General features: G+C 59.7%; 18 protein-coding genes. 10 read left to right on the forward strand and 8 right to left on the reverse strand.

The window, feature by feature from the left end; translation table 11 throughout:
* On the forward strand, positions 1-470 hold a 470-nt coding region (locus EPN93_20555), incomplete at its 5' end, for an MFS transporter (protein ID TAL29733.1).
* Positions 471-536: 66 nt separating this feature from the next.
* Positions 537-1,052, forward strand: a complete 516-nt coding sequence (locus tag EPN93_20560) for a hypothetical protein (GenBank protein ID TAL29734.1) — start codon at positions 537-539, stop codon at positions 1,050-1,052.
* A gap of 31 nt (positions 1,053-1,083) precedes the next feature.
* Here EPN93_20560 and EPN93_20565 read toward each other — a convergent pair whose 3' ends face one another.
* A complete protein-coding gene (locus tag EPN93_20565; GenBank protein ID TAL29735.1) occupies positions 1,084-2,880 on the reverse strand; it encodes a PAS domain S-box protein in 1,797 nt (598 codons plus the stop codon).
* A gap of 244 nt (positions 2,881-3,124) precedes the next feature.
* Here EPN93_20565 and EPN93_20570 point away from each other — a divergent pair, with 244 nt between their 5' ends.
* Both EPN93_20570 and EPN93_20575 read left to right on the forward strand, forming a co-directional pair.
* A complete protein-coding gene (locus EPN93_20570) occupies positions 3,125-4,252 on the forward strand; it encodes a deoxyguanosinetriphosphate triphosphohydrolase (GenBank protein TAL29797.1) in 1,128 nt (375 codons plus the stop codon).
* A 14-nt stretch (positions 4,253-4,266) separates the two neighbouring features.
* Positions 4,267-4,833 carry a DUF1285 domain-containing protein gene (locus EPN93_20575; GenBank protein TAL29736.1) on the forward strand — a complete coding sequence of 189 codons (567 nt, stop codon included), beginning with the start codon at positions 4,267-4,269 and terminating at the stop codon, positions 4,831-4,833.
* A 20-nt stretch (positions 4,834-4,853) separates the two neighbouring features.
* Here the strand turns inward: EPN93_20575 and EPN93_20580 are convergent, their stop codons facing one another.
* From EPN93_20580 to EPN93_20595, 4 genes are all read right to left on the reverse strand, one after another.
* The gene (locus EPN93_20580; protein TAL29737.1) at positions 4,854-6,257 is read right to left on the reverse strand and encodes a PAS domain S-box protein; all 1,404 of its coding nucleotides are present in this window, start codon (positions 6,255-6,257) and stop codon (positions 4,854-4,856) included.
* Positions 6,258-6,493: 236 nt separating this feature from the next.
* Complete coding sequence (locus EPN93_20585) at positions 6,494-6,745, reverse strand: hypothetical protein (GenBank protein TAL29738.1); 252 nt, start codon at positions 6,743-6,745, stop codon at positions 6,494-6,496.
* Positions 6,746-7,023: 278 nt separating this feature from the next.
* Entirely contained in the window at positions 7,024-7,692 is a 669-nt protein-coding gene (locus tag EPN93_20590; protein TAL29739.1) for an HAD family phosphatase, read from the reverse strand.
* Positions 7,693-7,861: 169 nt separating this feature from the next.
* Complete coding sequence (locus EPN93_20595) at positions 7,862-8,356, reverse strand: hypothetical protein (protein TAL29740.1); 495 nt, start codon at positions 8,354-8,356, stop codon at positions 7,862-7,864.
* Between the two features lie 266 nt (positions 8,357-8,622).
* Between EPN93_20595 and EPN93_20600 the strand changes: the two genes are divergently transcribed.
* Complete coding sequence (locus EPN93_20600) at positions 8,623-10,128, forward strand: hypothetical protein (protein ID TAL29741.1); 1,506 nt, start codon at positions 8,623-8,625, stop codon at positions 10,126-10,128.
* Between the two features lie 25 nt (positions 10,129-10,153).
* On the opposite strand, the gene EPN93_20605 is transcribed toward EPN93_20600, so the two are convergent.
* Positions 10,154-10,921, reverse strand: coding sequence for an IclR family transcriptional regulator (locus EPN93_20605; GenBank protein TAL29742.1), 768 nt, complete (start codon positions 10,919-10,921; stop codon positions 10,154-10,156).
* A gap of 19 nt (positions 10,922-10,940) precedes the next feature.
* Between EPN93_20605 and EPN93_20610 the strand changes: the two genes are divergently transcribed.
* The 5 genes from EPN93_20610 (at position 10,941) to EPN93_20630 (ending at position 16,678) form a co-directional block, all read left to right on the forward strand.
* A complete protein-coding gene (locus tag EPN93_20610; GenBank protein ID TAL29743.1) occupies positions 10,941-11,465 on the forward strand; it encodes a cupin domain-containing protein in 525 nt (174 codons plus the stop codon).
* A gap of 38 nt (positions 11,466-11,503) precedes the next feature.
* Positions 11,504-12,340 (forward strand): 3-keto-5-aminohexanoate cleavage protein, encoded by an 837-nt coding sequence (locus tag EPN93_20615; protein ID TAL29744.1) that lies wholly within the window; start codon positions 11,504-11,506, stop codon positions 12,338-12,340.
* 192 nt (positions 12,341-12,532) lie between these two features.
* Entirely contained in the window at positions 12,533-13,165 is a 633-nt protein-coding gene (locus EPN93_20620) for a ribose-5-phosphate isomerase (GenBank protein ID TAL29745.1), read from the forward strand.
* Positions 13,166-13,309: 144 nt separating this feature from the next.
* Positions 13,310-15,175: a thiamine pyrophosphate-binding protein gene (locus EPN93_20625; protein TAL29746.1), complete on the forward strand. Its 1,866-nt coding sequence runs from the start codon at positions 13,310-13,312 to the stop codon at positions 15,173-15,175.
* A 3-nt stretch (positions 15,176-15,178) separates the two neighbouring features.
* Positions 15,179-16,678 (forward strand): MFS transporter, encoded by a 1,500-nt coding sequence (locus tag EPN93_20630; GenBank protein TAL29747.1) that lies wholly within the window; start codon positions 15,179-15,181, stop codon positions 16,676-16,678.
* Between the two features lie 297 nt (positions 16,679-16,975).
* On the opposite strand, the gene EPN93_20635 is transcribed toward EPN93_20630, so the two are convergent.
* Both EPN93_20635 and EPN93_20640 read right to left on the reverse strand, forming a co-directional pair.
* A complete protein-coding gene (locus tag EPN93_20635; protein TAL29748.1) occupies positions 16,976-17,374 on the reverse strand; it encodes a hypothetical protein in 399 nt (132 codons plus the stop codon).
* A gap of 1 nt (position 17,375) precedes the next feature.
* The gene (locus EPN93_20640) at positions 17,376-17,936 is read right to left on the reverse strand and encodes a sigma-70 family RNA polymerase sigma factor (GenBank protein TAL29749.1); all 561 of its coding nucleotides are present in this window, start codon (positions 17,934-17,936) and stop codon (positions 17,376-17,378) included.
* Positions 17,937-18,142: the final 206 nt, after the last annotated feature.

The following is an 18,142-nucleotide window of genomic DNA, read 5'->3' on the forward strand; positions in this document are numbered from 1 at the left end:
CCGGCAACGATCTCGTGAAGACGCTGGCGCTCGCCGGCGGCAGCGTGGTCGCCATCTCGGCCATTTTCAACGGATTGGGAAGGCTTTTCTGGGCGAAGCTTTCGGACAACATCGGCCGCAAGGCGGTATTCGCGACCATGTTCGCCACCCAGGCGGTGCTCTACGCACTGATCGCCGCCGGTGTTATCAGCAGCTATTATGTGTTCGTGGCGATCGCCTGTTTTCTCCTGGCCTGCTACGGCGGAGGATTCGCGACCATGCCGGCGTTCGCCGCCGATTCGTTCGGCCCGACATACATCGGCAAGGTGTATGGATTCATGCTGACCGCGTGGAGCGCCGCCGGCATTATCGGACCCCTCGTATTTGCGCAACTGAAGCGCAACGAAGCGCTTTTCGTCGCGGCGGGGCTCCTGTCCATAGGACTCCTGGTAGACATGTTTTACAAGAGGCCGTCACCCAAGAAGGCCTAAGGTTTCAATGGGGATCAACGCGTCCCGGCTTCGCGGCCGGGACGCGCATTTTCACCTTCGCTCGTGATGACGATGTCATTGGGCGGGCTACACCACAACACACGGGGATACCGCATGGAGAACGTGACACTGAGAAGCCTCATCGACCGCGCGATTCAGCGCGAGGAGGAGGCATACGCGTTTTACACGAACTTGCACGCAAGGGTCGTCGACTTGACGGCGAAAGAGGCGCTGGGATTTCTTGCCGGCGAGGAAAAAAAGCACCGGGAATTCCTGGTTTCCTACCGGGACGGCGCGTCCGCCATGAGGGGGCTCGCGATGGACGAGCGCATCGATTACGGCATCGCGCAGCATCTCGATGCGCCCGACATTCAAAAGGACCTGTCTACCAGCGAGGTTTACCTCGTTGCGGCGCACAGGGAATTGAATTCCTGCACGTTTTATACCGAGCTGGCTGCCTTACAACCGGCGGGCGAAGCACGCGATACGCTGCTGCGCATGGCAGGCGAAGAGCTGAAACACAAGGAAAAGGTGGAATACCTGTACGCCAATACGGCCTTTCCGCAGACGGAAGGGGGCTGAGGCGCCGGAGGAACAGGCACGGCGCTCATTTTCAGAGCGGGAACTTGACCGTGACCGAAACGCCCTTCCCCTTCTCCGTGGACAAAAGCATTGTACCGCCAATCTGCCGCGCCAGCATCTTCACGAGCCTGATTCCCATGGTATCGGCATTGTCCGGATCGAAGCCCTCCGGCAGACCGGCGCCGTCGTCGGAAACGCCCAGCTCCGCCGTTCCCCCGGCCACTCCCAGCGATATCCTGATCGCACCGCGCACGCCGGAGGAGGGGTACGCGTACTTGATCGCGTTCGTTATCAGCTCGTTCACGATGAGCCCCAGGGGCACCGCCTGGTGCGCGCCCACGCGCACCCCGGCGAGCGTCATGACGAGCTCCAGGTTTCCCCCGCCCGTGTCCAGGGCCTGGAAGATGGCGTGACCAAGGTCGCCGATATAAAGGTCGAGCTCGATGTGCTCAGGGTCCGCGCTCCCGTACAGCCGCTCGTAGATCGCCGCCATGGAGCGAATCCGCATTTGAGAATTGATGAACACCTGCCGGGATCGTTCGTCGGTGAGGCGCTCCATCTCGAGGCCGAGCAGGCTCGTGATCGTGTTGAGGTTGTTCTTTACACGATGCTGGAGCTCCCGCATGAGGACTTCCTTTTCGCCCAGTGATTGCGTAAGCCGCTGGTGAACCATCTTGTTTTCGGTGATATCCAGGATCGTGACCAGGAAGCACGGCTCTGCGCCGATCTCGATGAGAACGCTCGAGAAGAGCCCCACGCGGAGCGATCCGCGCTTGTCGCGGAAACGCAGCTCAAGGTTCTGGACCGAGCCCTCCGTGAGGAACCGGTGCCATACCTGTCCCCTGTTCTCCGATTCGTCGGGCAGCCCCAGCTTCAGCAGGGAACGGCCGATAAGCTCGATGCGCGCGTATCCCGTCGTCGCTTCGAACGCGCGGTTAATCTCCACGATCCGGGCGTCGCCGATGCGCACTATGCAGAGACTCGCGGGGCTCGACCGGAACGACTTGTTGAACATCTCCACCGATTTCCGCAGGGATTCCTCGGCGCCCTTTTTCCGGGTGATGTCTTCAACCATCGCAAGGTAGTGCCGCAATCCCCCCTGGGCGTCGCGAATGGCGGACAGGGTGACGTTTCCCCACACGGTATCGCCGTCCTTCCGGACGAAACGCGTCTCGGCCCGGTAGACGGAAATTTCGCCGCTGGCGAGCCGCCTGATATTACCCGCGTCCACGGCGGCATGGTCGCGGTGGGTGATGCCCCTGAGGCTGCGTGCGGACATCTCATCCGGCATAAAACCGAGCATGTCGCAGAATGCGGGATTAACGTCCATGAAGCGCAGTTCCGGGGACACGACTGCCATTCCCAGGGGTCCGTTTTCGAATATACCCCGGAAATGCTCTTCACTCTCCCTGAGGGAGCGGTCCCTGTCCGGGGGCGTACCGCCCTTGTCCCTCCCCCGCAGCGCCGACACGATCGCCGCCGAGATCGCCGCGGCCCCCGCGTTTTTTTCCACGCAGGCTACCGACGATATCCCCCCGGTTCGCGCGGCAACCCTCTTGTCACCCGGGGGGCAGAGAAGCAGCACGGGGACGGCCGGCCCGACTGGAATATCCCGCGCGGCCGTAACGCCGTCCGTTTCCGGCCGGGATCCGATATCAAAGAGGACGATGTCGACCCCGGAACCGCCTGACCGTATCATGTGGAGGGCCTCCGGGACGCCGGGCGCGATTATCACGCTATAGCCCTCCCTCTCAAGGTCCATGGAAAGCGATCCGCCCGGCCCCGGCCGGTCTTCGATGAGTAGTATTGTTTTCCTGGTTTCTTCCATAAGGGAGTTTCGCAACAAGTCTATTAATCATATCAGGTTCCGAATGGGGCGGGAAAATGCAAGGAACAAATTTTTCCCGGCCCGGGGCAAAAATCGCGGGGTCCGATTCGCCCCCGGCCGCGGGTCCGGTGCCGGCGCGTGAAATTATTGCTGGACACGGCGCGGCAGAACGTGCCTAGTGTGAATCGATACCGGAAGGAACGCCGAGAAGATGGACGCCAGCAACAGGAACCTGCTTCAAGACATGGAGGACGCGAACCTCGCCCCGTACGCCGCGAAATCGCGCGATTCACGCGGACGGCGCCATGCCGACACCCCACACCCCTACCGTACCGAGTTCCAGCGCGATCGCGAGCGCATCATCCATTCGCGCGCGTTCCGGAGGCTCGAGTACAAGACGCAGGTCTTCGTGAATCACGAGGGCGACCATTACCGGACGCGCCTCACCCATACCATAGAGGTGGCGCAGATCGCCCGGTCCATCGCGAGGGCCCTGCGCCTGAACGAGGACCTCGCGGAATCCGTCGCCCTCGCGCACGACCTGGGCCACACGCCGTTCGGCCACACGGGCGAGCGCGCGCTCGACGAGCTCCTGGCCGACTGCGGCGGGTTCGAGCACAACCGCCAGAGCCTGCGGGTGGTCGAGGTACTCGAGGAGCGTTATGCGGAATTCCCCGGCCTCAACCTCACCTGGGAGACGCGGGAGGGGGTCATCAAGCATTCCTCGTACCACGACCATCCCGAGGCGTCCGGCTACGCGCCGGACGAGCTCCCCTCGCTCGAGGCGCAGATCATCGACTTCGCCGACGAGATAGCCTACAACAACCACGATCTTGACGACGGGATATCCTCGGGCCTGCTGGATTTGGGAGAGGTACAGGGGCTCGCCATCTGGGGTATGGCCGCGGGCGCGGCGGGAATTTCCCCGGAGGCGCTCTCCAGCCGAAAGCTCCTGGTGAGCGCCATGATTCGCGCAATTATCAACCTGCTCGTATCGGACCTCATCGACGCCACCCTGGCAAGCATCGCCGCGCTCGAGTTCCGGCGTTACGAGGACGTGCGTCGCGCGCCGCGCAGGGCGGTCGGCTTCAGCCCCGCGGTCTCTTCCGCGAGCCGCGAGCTCATGGATTTTTTAATGAAAAACCTGTACCAGCATTACCGCGTGGTGCGCATGGGCATCAAGGCGCAGCGGGTCATCCGGGACCTCTTTGGCATCTACCACGAGAACCCCACCGCGCTCTCGGGGGCTTACCGCGCGCGCATCGCGACCGACGGCCTCAAGCAGACCATCTCCGACTACATCGCGGGCATGACGGACCGTTATGCGCTCGAGGAGCACCAGAAGCTCACCGACCCGATGATCAGGGTCTGATAAACTTCTCCCGCATGGAATCCAGGGACGGCACAATGAACACCCACGACGAAAACGGAAAAGACTACGCCGAGCTGCCCGAGTACATCCGCGAGATCATGGAGGCGGGCGGCGGGATCGAGGATATCCGCCTGGACGCGGACGGAAACTGGTTTCACAACGGGGAGTCGTTCGTGAACGAGCGTATCATCGATTTCTTCAACCGCTCCGTGGACGTCACCAGGGACGGGACCTTCGTGCTCCGTTACGCCGGCTTCATCTATCCCATAACGGTCGAGGACGCCCCCGTGTTCGTGAGCGGCATCATCGTCAAGGGATTCGGCGTATTCGAGCAGGTGGTGCTCCAGCTCTCGCTGGGGACGGAGGAGCGGCTGGCCCCCCATACCCTCTTTTATCGGGAAAAAAGCGGGCTCTATTGCTACGTACGCGAAGGAAAGCTTCTCGCCAAGTTCAGGCGCTCCCCTTCCTTCCAGCTCCTGGAGCGCCTGGAGGAATCGGAGGACACCTTCTACATTTCGATTTGCGGGGAAAAGATCGTGCTCACGGAGAAGACGGGGGGAGACCAGGGGGAAGGAGATTAGTTTGAGGGGCCGTGCTTTCTCTAGTGCAATCGGTCGAAGAATTTTTCCAGCGAGCCCAGGAATACATCGCGATGGGATCGTTTGTCGCTGTACATGCTCTCGTCGGCCTCTCTGAAAAGTTCCTCCATCGTCACCGACACGGACGATCTGCATGCGGTTCCCACGGAAAAGGAAAGCGGAATCGATGGATTCACGGAATTGTACTCCCCGATCGAATTTTTCAGTCTTTCACGAAGCATGATTACGTTTTCCTCGCTGCATCCGGGCAATATGACCGCAAATTCATCCCCGCCGATTCGCGCGACCATGTCCCCGGCCCTGAACCCTGCAGCGATCGTGGCGGCCGCTACCCGTATCAGCTCATCGCCCTTATCATGCCCCATCGTATCATTAACAAGCTTGAGCCCATCCACGTCGCATAGGATCATTCCCATCAATAGATTCCGCCCCTTGTCGAGCCGGATCATTTCCTGCTCGAAATAAGCCCGGTTGTAGAGTCCGGTGAGGGCGTCGTGCATGCTCAAATGTTTTAGTTTCTCCTCGTACTCCTTCCGCTCGGTAATATCCTGCACCTGCACGAGATACCCGCTCAGGGCGTTGTCTTCTTTGCCGCCCAGCGGGGTAATGAGCACATCGAGGTGAATAGTTCCGCTCTTAACGGTTTGATACAGCCGGTGCTCTTTCACCGTTTCAAAGGAAAACGGAGCCTCGAACCGCACCGTTTCCCCCAGTAAAAGCCGCTCTTTCGCCGTTCCCGGGAGGTTCGGATCATCCCATAACCGAAAGCCCGCGACGCTCTCTTTCTCCGCCACTCCGAATATTTCCCTGCAGGCGCGATTAATCTCCAGCAGATCCCCGTCGCGATCGTAGAGCTCGATGCCGATAGGCGATTCCTCGTATATGAGGCGGAACTTTTCCTCGGAAAGGCGCAGTGCGTCCTCAGTCTTCTTCCTTTCGGTGATGTCCCGCGCGATAGCCTGGTATCCGATCAGGGTGCCGTTTTCGACGGTCAATTGCGTATTAATTCCAAGCCACACCGTCACTCCCGTTTTAGTCAGGATAGGCACTTCATAATAGGTAAGACTTGTCTTGTCCTTGAATTGCTTAATATAAAACTCACGCGCCGAATCCCTGTAGGCGGGCATGATAATTGACGAGAAATGGCGCCCGAGCAATTCGTCCTTCGCGTAACCGGTGACCTTTGCGGACGCAGGATTGACGAAGGTAAAATGGCCGTAGATGTCGGTGATATAAATGAGATCGGTCGCGAAACTGACAAGCGCGTGATATTGCCGCTCGGCGTTTCGGATGGCGTCGACTTCGAGTCGAAGGGTGCGCTCCTTTTCCTCGAGTTCGGCGATACGGGCGCGGAGTAAGGATATCTCGCGGGTTTCGCGCGTACCGGGATTTTTGTCTTGTTTCATAGTCTGGACCAGTCTGAATAGTCAGATTCCTGATAAAGGCGTTTCGTTACAAGAATATTTTTTCAAAAAACGATTCCATCTGCCGGGCGAGCTTCTTTTTCAGGAGAAAATCCCAGATGTAATTAAAAGATTCGGTAAAATGGGAATCCGGGTTCATCCGGGAAACGGGGATGCCCTTCACAAGGCCAATGTCGAACGCCGGCTTGTCATAGTATACGGGTCCGGCAAAATAAATCTTACTCTGTTTTTTTGATCATCGACGGCATCAAAGAAACCGTCTCTCCAAAAGTTTCGAGGACCACGCCCTCGCTGTCGGCAGTTTTAATCTGTCCGAGATAGACCGTACCGTCCTCCAGATAGAATACGTCCGCCCCGCCCTTACCAGCGAATAGTCCGATAAACAACAATGCAGTAATAATCGATTTGGATTTCATTTTGCACCAGGCGCTGGAATTAGAATAATTCTTCAAATCTTCAATTTTGTACATATAATAGATTAGCGCACTTGATATCAATATCCTAAAATTGTGCACTATCTGCTAAAATTTTCATATGAGCCTCATATTCGCAAATCGTTGAATCGCGGAAATCCTGGGGGATACGCTTGCGGTGCGGTTGAATGCGTGGGCGCTTGTGAATAGGAGGAGAGTTCTCCGAATGAATACTTATCCGCATTAGAAATTGATTCGGTACCGAGGGGTGAGCCAAGCCGCGAATGCATATGGACCGGCACCGTTGTGCTGGGCGAATCCGGCGGAGATGTATATTAAGGTATTTTCACCAAATCCATGAGTATCGCCGCGTCCAGTGTCGCGTACCCGTCAACCACAATATCGGCCGCCGAGAGGTCCTGGCCCCTGGCCCCCGGATTGTTGAATCCGACACACACCATCCCGGCAGCGTTCGCCGCCTTCACCCCGTTTGCCGAGTCCTCGATAACGATACATTCTTTCGGCGCGGCGCCAAGGATATCCGCCGCCCTGATGAAGATATCGGGAGCGGGTTTTCCGTGCGCGACCTCTTCCCCGCTCACTACAACGTCAAAGTAAAGATCGAGCCCGGTTGCGCCCGTTATCAGCGCGATGAGTTCCCGTATTGACGATGACGCGAGTCCGGTCCGGATGCCCCGCGCCCTTAAATCACGCAATAGCTCCGTGGCGCCTGGTATCGGAACCATGGATTTTACGGTCGAAAAATACCGGAGCCTGAGCTCCCTGTCGAAACCGAGAAGCTCCTCGACGGTACTGGACAAAGAATAGCGATCCCGAATCGATTCCCACATTTTTCTTCCCGACATGCCCACGAAAGAATTACGCACCGCATCCGGGACCGATATGCCGAGTTCCCCGAAAATGAGCGTCTCGGCTTCATAGTGGTACGGCTCGCTGTCGACCAGCACCCCGTCCATGTCGAAAATTACCGCCTTAAGCGTCATATCCACCTGCGCGTGATTGTTCGCGACGGAGATTGGAAAGAGTTCTATCCGAGGAGGTCTCCGCGCCTTTGAATAGAGACTTGTTTCTGGAATTCCTTAGCGTTTCCTGCACATGCCGATACTAGAGGAAGGCGAGAAAGGAGTCCACCGATTATTTCTGTGCTGTATCTCACAGTTTTGACATGGTTGATATATATTTTCTGATGTTTTTCGAATTTTTGGGTTGGTTTGGTGCGTTTTCTCTCTGCTGTAGTATATAACCACATACCATCAGACCAAAATTGCCTCCCCTGAGGACTTTGTACTGAATAAAACGTACATACTTATGTATTTCTTGCGTTTGTTCTTCCAACAATCTTCCCCAATGCTTTTCTACCGCCATGGCAATCAGATTCGAAAGCGACAACTTACACAGCCTGCGGATATTCGACCAGAACTCCAACTCATCGGACCTGATCAGAATAGTATAACGATGCCACCACCCCTCGGGGTCATCTTCCTGATATTTCACCGTGGTAAATTCTCCCTGCAATTGTTCCAGTTCCGGCATCAGCCGGGCAAGAAGCATTATTATTACCTCGCGTTTCGTTTTCGCAAGACGGGCAGCGACCCAGGATATTTTAATCCACTCTGCCAGGTGAATATTCATGGTTGTTCTAGGCATGACCTGCTCCATATCTGGTTATTTAGCTCGTGCATGCCTCTGATACGTTTTTGCTTTAAATTATAAGCGCTTTTTTTGACGGTGTGCAGGTGCCCACCCCCAAATTCCGTCAGGCCCGTCCCGCGGGCCGGGCCTATATTTTTAGCGATTGACATATATACAATGCTATTGCATATATAACAACGCCTTCAGAACGGGCCGTATCGCGGCGCACATTGATTCAGACCGGCCGCGGGCGTACGATCGAAATAAGCGCGGGGGTGACCATGAACAAGATCAATATCGGCATCATCGGCTGTGGACGCATCGCGGACCTCCATTACCCGGGCTACCGCAACAACCCGGACGCGCGCATCTACGCGGTCTGCGATTCGAACGCGGATAGCGCGCGCCGAAGGCAAAAGGGATGGAAGGCAGTGAAGCTCTTTACGGATTACCGGGAGATGCTCGCCGACCCCGCGATCGACGCCGTCGAGATACTCACCCCGCACGCGGCGCACGAACAAATGACTATCGACGCCGCGCGCGCAAAGAAGCATATCGCGCTCCAGAAACCGATGACGGTCGACCTCGCCTCTGCAGACCGCATGATCGCGGCCGCCGCGGAGGCAGGCATCATATTCCGCGTAACCGATAATTACGCCTTTTACCCGCCCATACTTCTGGCGAAAAAGATGATCGACAATGGGGATATCGGCGAGCCTGAAAATTTAAGCATCATGATGGCCAGCGGCTCCGGCGGATGGGCGGTACCGCCCTCATCATGGGAGTGGCGTCTCAAGGAAAACCAGGAGAAGGGCGGCATGCGGGGGCTTCAGACCTTCGACCATGGGCACCATCTCTGGACCGCCGCGTACACCCTCCTGGGCCCCGCCGAGCGGGTCACGGCGTGGATCGATTCCCTGGACGGCGTGATCGATTCTCCCGCGGTGATGATGTGGAAACATGCCGGGCGCAAGGCCTACGGCCGCTGCACCTTCAATCACGCCCACGAACTCACCATTCCTTCCAAGTACTACGCGAACGACGAGTGGATCGAAGTGCACGGAACCCGCGGCATCGTCTTCATCCGGCGCTGCACGGGGCTCGTGCACGGCGGGCCGCCGGTGAGTCTCTTCACCTCGAAGGGGTGGAAGCACTTTAACGGCGTAAAAAGCGATTGGGCCGATGGATTTATCGGCGCGACGCGCAATTTTATCGCCGCACTGCGCGGCCGGGAGGAGGTTCGCCTTTCGGGGGCCCAGGCGCGCGACGTGCTCCGCTTCTCGCTCGCCCTGCAGAAATCATCGCACGAACGCCGCGAGGTGTTTCCCGAGGAACTCGATGCGCGATTTCCCGCGCGCTATCACCGCAGGCGCATCGCCAGGGAACGCCGCGAAAGCTCGCCGCGCAAGGGACTGCTCGAACGCCTGGGACTGGCCGGCGGCACGGCGCAATTCGCGGCGCAGGGGAAAAGCCTCACCCTGGATCTCGCCGCGCGCTTTAAGCCGGAGGGAGTCAAGGACTGGTCGTGCGTCTTCGGTATCGAACTCCTGCCGGAGGGAAACGCCGGCGGCACCAGGTTCGCGATGAGTGTCGCATCGGGCAGGCTCACCGTGACCCAGGGCGCCCTTCCCGATGCGCCCGTGTTCACACTCCGCGCGCCGGCGGGCACATGGGCGGCCATCCTGCTGGGTAAGAAGCGCATCGAGACGGCATTTATCCAGGGCAAGCTCAAGATCGAGGGAAAAAGCGAAGAGGCGTTGAAGCTGCGCGGCGCATTCGGGATCTAGCGCCGGGCGCGCCCCGCGGACCCGCTCAATTTTCCGGGTCCGCGGCGCCCAGCATCAGGGACGCTTCCCTGCCGGCATCCCGGATGATCCCGCTGTACAACTTCGCGTGCGGCCGCATTATATCGCACTGGCCCGAGATGCCTATGGAATAACGAACCTCTCCCCGGCGGTCCCTCACCGGGGCCGCGTAGCAGACGATGCCCGTCCTGTATTCCTCGATGTCCTTCGCAAGCCCGAGCGTGCGCACCGTCGCAAGCTCCTTCTTCAGCTTTTCCAGGGTGCCTATCGTCTTCCTCGTGTAGCGCGTCCATTTCGTCGCGGCGAGTGCGCGCGCAAGCTCCTTCTTTCCCAGGAACGCGAGAAGGGCCTTCCCGAGCGCCGTGCAAAACGCGGGCTCCCTGGTGCCCACCGGCACGTGAATACTCATTCCGCGGCGCGGCTGTTCCACCGCCACGAACACGACCTCGGCGCGGTCCAGCAGCGCAAGGTGCGCGTTCTGGTGCGTCTCCGCGCATATCCTTCTCAGCAGTGGCTGCACGCGGTCCAGGTGCGCCTGCTCGCCGAATGCGCCGGAAAGCTCGATAATCCGCGCCCCCAGGCTGTAGCGCTTGCTCCCGTCGTCCTGGTGCACCAGTCCGTGCTTGACGAGCGTTCCCACGAGCCTGAACACGGTGGAGCGGTCAAGGGCGAAGTGGGCCGATATTTCCGAAAGCGAGAGGGGGCTTTCCGCCCCGCCGATTATGCGGAGTATCTGTATACCCCGGTCGAGCGATTGAATCGTCGTCTGCGCCATTGCCTTCCCCCTCCGCCCGATGCGTTCCGATTCCCCGCGATTCTCGCACGCGGGCCCGGCGCGTCAACAAAAAAGAGTCCCGATAATTGTATTGACAAATATACAATGCTATTGCATATATTACAACAACAATTCCACGGGAGACAGTGCCATGCCATTCGTCGATTTTTCCACGATATCCGGATCGAAGGTGGGAAGGCCCTTCGAAAGGGAGCTCAAGATCGCCCTTTCGCCGGAAACGCACCCGGACGTAAGCGGCTTTTCGCTTATCGTCTCCACTCTCGCGCCCGACGGCGGCTGCACCGATACGCATACGCACGCGGAATCCGGCGAGCTCATGATCTTCATTTCGGGGCGGGGAAAGGCATGGCTCGCGGGCGAGGAATACGATCTTAAGCCGGGGGCGTCGCTCTACGCGCCTCCGGGCATTCTTCATAAAACCCTTAACACGGGAACCGAGCCGCTCATGATCGCCTGCGTGTTCGTACCGGCCGTGCCGGACGACTACATTAAAACGAGCATAGAGGCCGCCGCGGCGAAATGATCCTGTTCGCCCGGAAAAAGAATTAGCGAGACAGAAGAATGGAAAAACTGATCATAACGGCCGCGCTCACCGGCGGCATACACGGAAAGGAGGCGAACCCCGCCCTCCCCGAGCAGCCGGAGGAAATCATCCAGGCGGCAATCGAATGCTTCAACGCGGGCGCGGCGATCGTGCATATCCATGCGCGCGACCCCGAGGGCCGCGGCGCGGGCGACCCGGCCATCTTCGCACGCATCAACGAGGGCATCCGCGCGCGCTGTCCCCTGGTGATCCAAAATACCACCGGCGGTCCCGGAATCCCCATCGAACGTCGTATCAGGAGCCTCGAGGCGAATCCGGAATCCGCGTCGCTCAACACGGGATCGGTGGTGTTCTTTTACCGTGGCATCGAGGTGGGATTCCAGAACCTTCGCTCCGAGATCGAGGCATTCGCCGCCGCGATGTTGTATCGGAACATAAAGCCGGAGCTCGAGGTATACAATCCCTCCATGTTCGGCGAGGTCGCAAACCTCGTCTCGAAAAACCTTCTTAAAAAGCCATGGTATGTGAACCTCGTCATGGGCGTGAACGGCATGGGCGGCTTTCCGGGCACCCCGAAAAATCTCGTCGCGATGATCGACCAGCTTCCCGAGGGCGCCGTGTTCAACGTAAGCGGAATCGGGAGGTGCCAGCTCGCGATGAACACCATGTCGATACTCTGCGGGGGGCACGTGCGCGTGGGCCTCGAGGACAACGTTGTATACCGGCAGCACGAGGCCGCGCACTCCAACGCGCAGTTCGTCGAGCGCATCGTTCGGCTCGCGCGCGAGTTGGGTCGCGAGGTCGCGACACCCGACGAGGCGCGAAGCCTACTTGGAATAGAAAGAGCGCTATAAACAAAAACGGAAAGGGGGATGGGGAGATTGACGAGATAGGGAGATGGGGACGGATATCACGGATTTAATAATTATTCTTATATCTCCTCAATCTCAACCATCCCCACATCTCCCTTTCCCTGAAGCACTTCTTAAAAGCGCGCATACTTAGAGGGCACCCAGTTTGAGTCCTTTACCACGAGGAGTACTGTTATGAAAATCGCCGTAATCAACGAAACAAGCGCCGGAGACCGAAGCGCCGACGTTATGGCCGCGCTTCAGGGGCGCGGGTACGAGCTTATAAACGCGGGGATGAAAAAAACCGGCGCCGCCCCGGAGCTTACCTACATCCACACCGGTTTCCTCGCCGCATTATTATTGAACGCGGGGCGCGCCGATTTCGTGGTGGGCGGCTGCGGGACCGGCCAGGGGTTTCTCAATTCGGTGATGCAGTATCCGAACGTCTTCTGCGGGCTTATCTCCGCCCCCGCGGAGGCGTGGCTTTTTTCCCGGATCAACGGCGGCAACTGCGCTTCCATTCCCATGCTGTTCGGCTACGGGTGGGCCGGGGACATCAACTTCCGGCTCATCTTCGACCAGCTTTTCAGCGACGAGGCCGGGAGCGGCTACCCCGAACACCGCCAGAAGTCCCAGCGCGCGAGCCGCGCGACGCTCGCCCAGGTTTCCCGCGACGCGCACCGGGGCTTCGCCGATATACTCACCGTTTTCCCGGAAACCATCGTTCGCCCGGTGCTCGAATTTCCCGGGGTGAAGGAAATCCTGGATCCGGGTACGATCGCGGACGAGGGGCTGCGCGCAGTGCTGGAAAAATATTACCGGAGGTAGCGCCGGGGGCGCGCGGTTGGCCTGTGTAGAGACGCGATTAATCGCGTCTCTACACAGGCCAACCGCTACGGACGGACGGGCAGGCCAACCGCAATACGCGAATCGGGCTACCCCGATCATTATTCATAACACGGATACCCAAACATGAACGAACGAATGCATCGCGCTCAAACGATCGCCCGCCACAAAACCATCGAGCGCGCCGTCGAATCGGGCGGGCTTTCACAATTCCAGGACCTGAGCGTGTCCGAGGCCATCGTGCTGGGTCTTTTTCGACAGGGCGTGACGAAATACTTCGCCGTATTCGGCCACGGCACCACTGATATCGCCGAGGCGCTGCGCGTATACGAGGACGCGGGCCTCGTGAAAACCTGGAACGTCCGCCACGAGACCGCGGCCGCGCACGCGGCCACGGCGCTGCGCATGATCACCGGCGAGGTCTCCGCGGTCATCACCTCCATTGGTCCGGGCGCGATGCACGCGTTCGCGGGATCGCTGTGCGCGGCATCCAACGGCGCCGGGGTCTACCATATCTACGGCGACGAGACGACCCACAACGAGGGCTTCAACATGCAGCAGATCCCCCGCGACGAGCAGGGGCTTTTCCTTAAAATGACCGGCGTCATGGGGTGCGCCCGCGCGCTCTACGAACCGTGGTCGGTCGTCGCGGCCCTCAGGGCGGGCGCGGTTGCCGTGAACGGAGAGGGATTCAACCGGCCCTGCTTCCTGCTCGCGCCCATGAACGTGCAGCCCGCGATCTTGAAAAACTTCAACCTCCTCGAACTGTCCGGCGCATACGTCCCGCGCCGTCTCGCCTGCGCCGACGAGGACGCGTTCCTGGAAGCGGCCTCGCTGGCCCGGGAAGCACGGCGCGTGACCATAAAGATCGGACAGGGCGCGCGCGGATGCGGCCCGGAAATCGCGGACCTCGCCGAACTCCTGGACGCCGCGATCGTCGCGGGCCCGTCGGCATCGGGAATCGTTTCAAGCGCGAACCCGCGCTATATGACCGTGGGGGGATCCAAGGGGTCTATCTCCGGAAATTTCGCGATGAACGAGGCGGACCTCGTCGTCGTCGTGGGCGCGCGCGCCGTCTGCCAGTGGGACTCGTCCGGCACCGCGTGGAAAAACGCGCGCGCGATCATAAACTTCAACATCGAGCCCGCGCACGCCGCGCACTACAACCGGGGCGTGCCCGTCCCCGGCGACGCGAAGCTCAACCTGCGCCGGTGGATAGGCGTGCTCAAATCGCGGGGATTCGCCCCCGCCGACGGGCGGTCCGAATGGTCCCGCTCCATTCTGGTCAAACGCGCCGAGTGGATCGCGTTCCGCAACGCGCGCTATGACTGCCCCGTGCTTCACGACGAGGTATGGGGGCGCCCGGTCCTCACCCAGCCCGCGGCCATAAAGGCCGTGTGCGATTTCGCGGACGCCGCGGGCGCGCTCAAGATATTCGACGCCGGCGACGTGCAGGCGAACGGCTTCCAGATCGTGGAAGACCATCGCGAGGGCATGACCCTCACCGATACGGGCTCGTCCTACATGGGCTTCGCGGCATCGGCGCTCCTGGGCGTGGGGCTCGCGGGCCGCTACGCGGTCGCCTTCTGCGGCGACGGGAGCTTCACGATGAATCCCCAGGTACTCATTGACGCGACCGCGCACGGGACGCGCGGCTGCATCGTGCTCTTCGACAACAGGCGCATGGCCGCGATCGCGGGGCTCCAGAAGGCGCAGTACGGGAACGCGTACAAGACGGCGGACTCGGTCGAGGTCGACTATGTGGCCTGGGCCGGCTCCGTGAAGGGCGTGAGGGCGCTCCCCGGCGGAAGCAGTATCGGCGAGCTCAAATCCGCCCTTGAACAGGCGTTTTCGCATAACGGGCTTTCGCTCGTGCACGTTCCCGTCTACTACGGGGACGACGAGCGCGGCGGCATGGGGGTGTTCGGGGACTGGAACGTGGGCAGCTGGTGCGAACGGGTCCAGGCCGAGCATCACAGGATCGGATTGTGAGACATGTCCGGTTCCCCGAAGGCGCGGATATATATCCGCGCCTTCGGGGAACCGGCGGAAACTTTTAAAGCGCGGATATATATCCGCGCCCCCAGGAGGCGGTACATGGCGGGTGAAAAACTTTCTCTCAAGGTGAAGGTCGGCTTCGGGGTCTGCGACCTTGGCGGCAATCTTTTCTTCACGGCGATCGCGTTTCTCTTATTGAACTTCCTCACGGATACTGTCGGGATCGAGGCGGGACTCGCGGGACTCATCATCATGATCGGGAAGATCTGGGACGCGGTGATGGACCCAACCGTCGGATTCTTATCGGACCGCACCGTGAGCGGGATGGGCCGGCGCCGCCCCTGGATGCTCTGGGGCTCCGTTCCCCTGTTCGTCACGATGGGCTTCATGTTCGCCAACCCGTCGCTCTTCGCCGGCGCTGATTGGAACCCGGCCGAGCACCAGACCCTCCTGTTCGCCTGGGGCGCGGTCGTCTTCTGCCTGCTGAACACGGCCTACGCCTCGGTCAACATTCCCTACACCTCGCTCACGCCCGAGCTCACCACGGACTACCACGAGCGCACCGCCCTGAACGGATACCGGTTCGGCTTCGCGGTGATCGGCACGCTCCTGGGCGCGGGCGCGGCGCTCCCCATCGTGGGCCTCTTTCCCGACAAGACCACGGGCTTCGTCGCCCTGGGTACGCTTTTCGGATTCCTCATGATGGTCACCGCGCTCGCCACGGTCGTCACCGTCCGCGAACCCCGGCTCGAGCACGGAATCCCCACCGAGGGTTTCTTCGAAACGTACCTGCGCGTGTTCAAGAACAGGCCCTACGTGCTCATCGCCCTCACCTACACCTTCCACATCATCGCGATCACGCTCGTGAGCGGTATCGCCATTTATTTTTTCAAGTACATTCACCATGACGAGTCTCTCACCACGATCGCGCTCCTTGTCCTGCTCGTCACGGCGATGCTCTTCATCCCGGTGAGCGTGCTCCTCTCGAAGCGCATCGGCAAAAAGGCGGTGTACGGGATCGGCATGGCCTTCATCGGCGTTACGCAGATGGTGCTCTACACGTTCGGCCATACCCAACCCGCCGTCTTCTCGTTCGGCGTCATGTTCTTCATGGGCATCGGCTTCGGGTTCACCTATGCGCTCCCCTACGCCATGGTGCCGGACGCGATCGAGTACGATTACCTGCTCACCGGCAAGAAAAAGGAGGGGGCGTTCTACGGCATGTGGGTCTTCTGCATCAAGATCGGCCAAGCCGTCGCGCTCCTCATCACGGGGCTCGTGCTCTCACTCACGGGCTACCTTCTCCCCGCCGGGAATCAGGCCGTGGCACAGCCCGAGTCGGCGCAGTGGGGAATTCGCCTGCTCCTGGGCCCCATCCCCATGGTCATGTTCGTGGTTGCGCTCGTGTTCCTCTATTATTATCCGCTTAACGAGAAGCGATACAACGAGATCCTGCGCGAGATCGAGGCGATGGAGGCGAAGGCGGGGGTCCGATAATACCCGCTGCTCGTCGGACGGGAAGGCCGCGATGGAAATTTATTTCCAGCGCGGCCACCTCCCCCTAAATCCCACTTCGACAAGCTCAGTGCGGCGCCCGGAGGGGGACTTCAGCAATCGGTAGAATATGCATATTCTACCATAAGCAGATGTCTTTGCCCCCGCCGGGGGGGTATGGGGGGAGCGTTTTTTCCACTACCGATAAGCGATATAGCTTTAAAAGCTTCGGCCGTAATAAAAATGGCCCCCCGGCGTGATGCCGGGCGGCCCTTGGCGCAATGAATCAATTCCCGCGGATCATTCCGGCTTTTTATCGCCGGACTTGATCCTCTTCACGTATTCATCGAAGGCGTTGCGGCCCTCTTCCCTCCAGAAATCGCCATAGTATTTCCAGTCCTCCCTGTCGCCCCCGCGCCGATGTGCGTGCCTCATCGCGACCCATTCATGATGACGACCCCACGCGTGCTTTCCCCGACCGTGCACGCCGTGCGATCCGAACAGCAGCTTTGCGAGCACAACCATGGCGAACGCCTGCCAGTAATCGATCGTCCCCAGCCCGAACAGCCCCGGCATAAGGTAATTCCACAGCCACATGACAACATACCCGAACACGAACGCTACGAGTACGGCTAGTGCGAGTCCGCCGATGGCCATAGCCGCGATCCTGAATATTCCGAATCCATGCCCTCTTCGCATCTTAATCCTCCTCTTCATCCCAATACTCGTCGAAAAGCCTCTTCCTGATCTTGGCGAGCGCCCGCGACTTCCGCGAGAGGAGCGTACCCACCGGCTCGCCCCACTCCTCCGCCAGGTCCCGGAACGACCTCCCCCCGAATTCCGTGAGAATGATGAGCGCCTTTTCATCCTCGCCAAGGTCGTCGATGATCTCGAATACCCTGTCCAGGACTTCGTGCCGCTCGAATTCCGCGGCCGTATCATACCGCGCGTCGTAGAGCACATCCGCCAGGGAAACGCTTCCTTCCCCCCCGCCTGACGCATCCAGCGACACGTCGTTCCTTCTCCCCCGGAGAAGGTCGATGACCCTGTTGCGGAGCGACCGGTACACGTACGCCGAAAGGTTCTCGATCGGCCGCGTGACGTCCGCCGCGTCGAAGATGTGCATCATAACGTCCTGAACCACGTCCTCGACGTCCCGATCGGCCGCGTCGTCGATACGCCTGCGGACGAACGCGACCATTGCCGCGTATTCGCTTTTAAAAAACTCCGCGATTCCGGGATGGCTTTTCATATTGTTCATGGTTATAGGGACGGACACGATGCGAATTTATTGCATGGCATAGCATAATTTACGCGCCGGGGCAAGCGCGATATGGCGGGCATGCCTGAGAGTGCGGGCGCCCCACCTTTCCCATTCCGTAGCGCCACGCCGATTCGCCTTCGAATTGCACGACGTGTTTCGATGATTTTGAGTTGACAAAACACGCCCTATTATATAGACATCTA

This window comes from Spirochaetota bacterium (genome assembly GCA_004297825.1).
Taxonomy (GTDB): Bacteria; Spirochaetota; UBA4802; order UBA4802; family UBA5368; genus FW300-bin19.

What these genes read in the sequence shown, in the direction of transcription:
- EPN93_20560 (TAL29734.1), top strand. Translation starts at nt 537, where the DNA reads ATGACGATGTCATTGGGCGGGCTACACCACAACACACGGGGATACCGC.
- EPN93_20565 (TAL29735.1), bottom strand. Translation starts at nt 2,880, where the DNA reads ATGGAAGAAACCAGGAAAACAATACTACTCATCGAAGACCGGCCGGGG.
- EPN93_20570 (TAL29797.1), top strand. Translation starts at nt 3,125, where the DNA reads ATGGAGGACGCGAACCTCGCCCCGTACGCCGCGAAATCGCGCGATTCA.
- EPN93_20575 (TAL29736.1), top strand. Translation starts at nt 4,267, where the DNA reads ATGGAATCCAGGGACGGCACAATGAACACCCACGACGAAAACGGAAAA.
- EPN93_20580 (TAL29737.1), bottom strand. Translation starts at nt 6,257, where the DNA reads ATGAAACAAGACAAAAATCCCGGTACGCGCGAAACCCGCGAGATATCC.
- EPN93_20585 (TAL29738.1), bottom strand. Translation starts at nt 6,745, where the DNA reads ATGTACAAAATTGAAGATTTGAAGAATTATTCTAATTCCAGCGCCTGG.
- EPN93_20590 (TAL29739.1), bottom strand. Translation starts at nt 7,692, where the DNA reads ATGACGCTTAAGGCGGTAATTTTCGACATGGACGGGGTGCTGGTCGAC.
- EPN93_20595 (TAL29740.1), bottom strand. Translation starts at nt 8,356, where the DNA reads ATGCCTAGAACAACCATGAATATTCACCTGGCAGAGTGGATTAAAATA.
- EPN93_20600 (TAL29741.1), top strand. Translation starts at nt 8,623, where the DNA reads ATGAACAAGATCAATATCGGCATCATCGGCTGTGGACGCATCGCGGAC.
- EPN93_20605 (TAL29742.1), bottom strand. Translation starts at nt 10,921, where the DNA reads ATGGCGCAGACGACGATTCAATCGCTCGACCGGGGTATACAGATACTC.
- EPN93_20610 (TAL29743.1), top strand. Translation starts at nt 10,941, where the DNA reads ATGCGTTCCGATTCCCCGCGATTCTCGCACGCGGGCCCGGCGCGTCAA.
- EPN93_20615 (TAL29744.1), top strand. Translation starts at nt 11,504, where the DNA reads ATGGAAAAACTGATCATAACGGCCGCGCTCACCGGCGGCATACACGGA.
- EPN93_20620 (TAL29745.1), top strand. Translation starts at nt 12,533, where the DNA reads ATGAAAATCGCCGTAATCAACGAAACAAGCGCCGGAGACCGAAGCGCC.
- EPN93_20625 (TAL29746.1), top strand. Translation starts at nt 13,310, where the DNA reads ATGAACGAACGAATGCATCGCGCTCAAACGATCGCCCGCCACAAAACC.
- EPN93_20630 (TAL29747.1), top strand. Translation starts at nt 15,179, where the DNA reads ATGTCCGGTTCCCCGAAGGCGCGGATATATATCCGCGCCTTCGGGGAA.
- EPN93_20635 (TAL29748.1), bottom strand. Translation starts at nt 17,374, where the DNA reads ATGCGAAGAGGGCATGGATTCGGAATATTCAGGATCGCGGCTATGGCC.
- EPN93_20640 (TAL29749.1), bottom strand. Translation starts at nt 17,936, where the DNA reads ATGAACAATATGAAAAGCCATCCCGGAATCGCGGAGTTTTTTAAAAGC.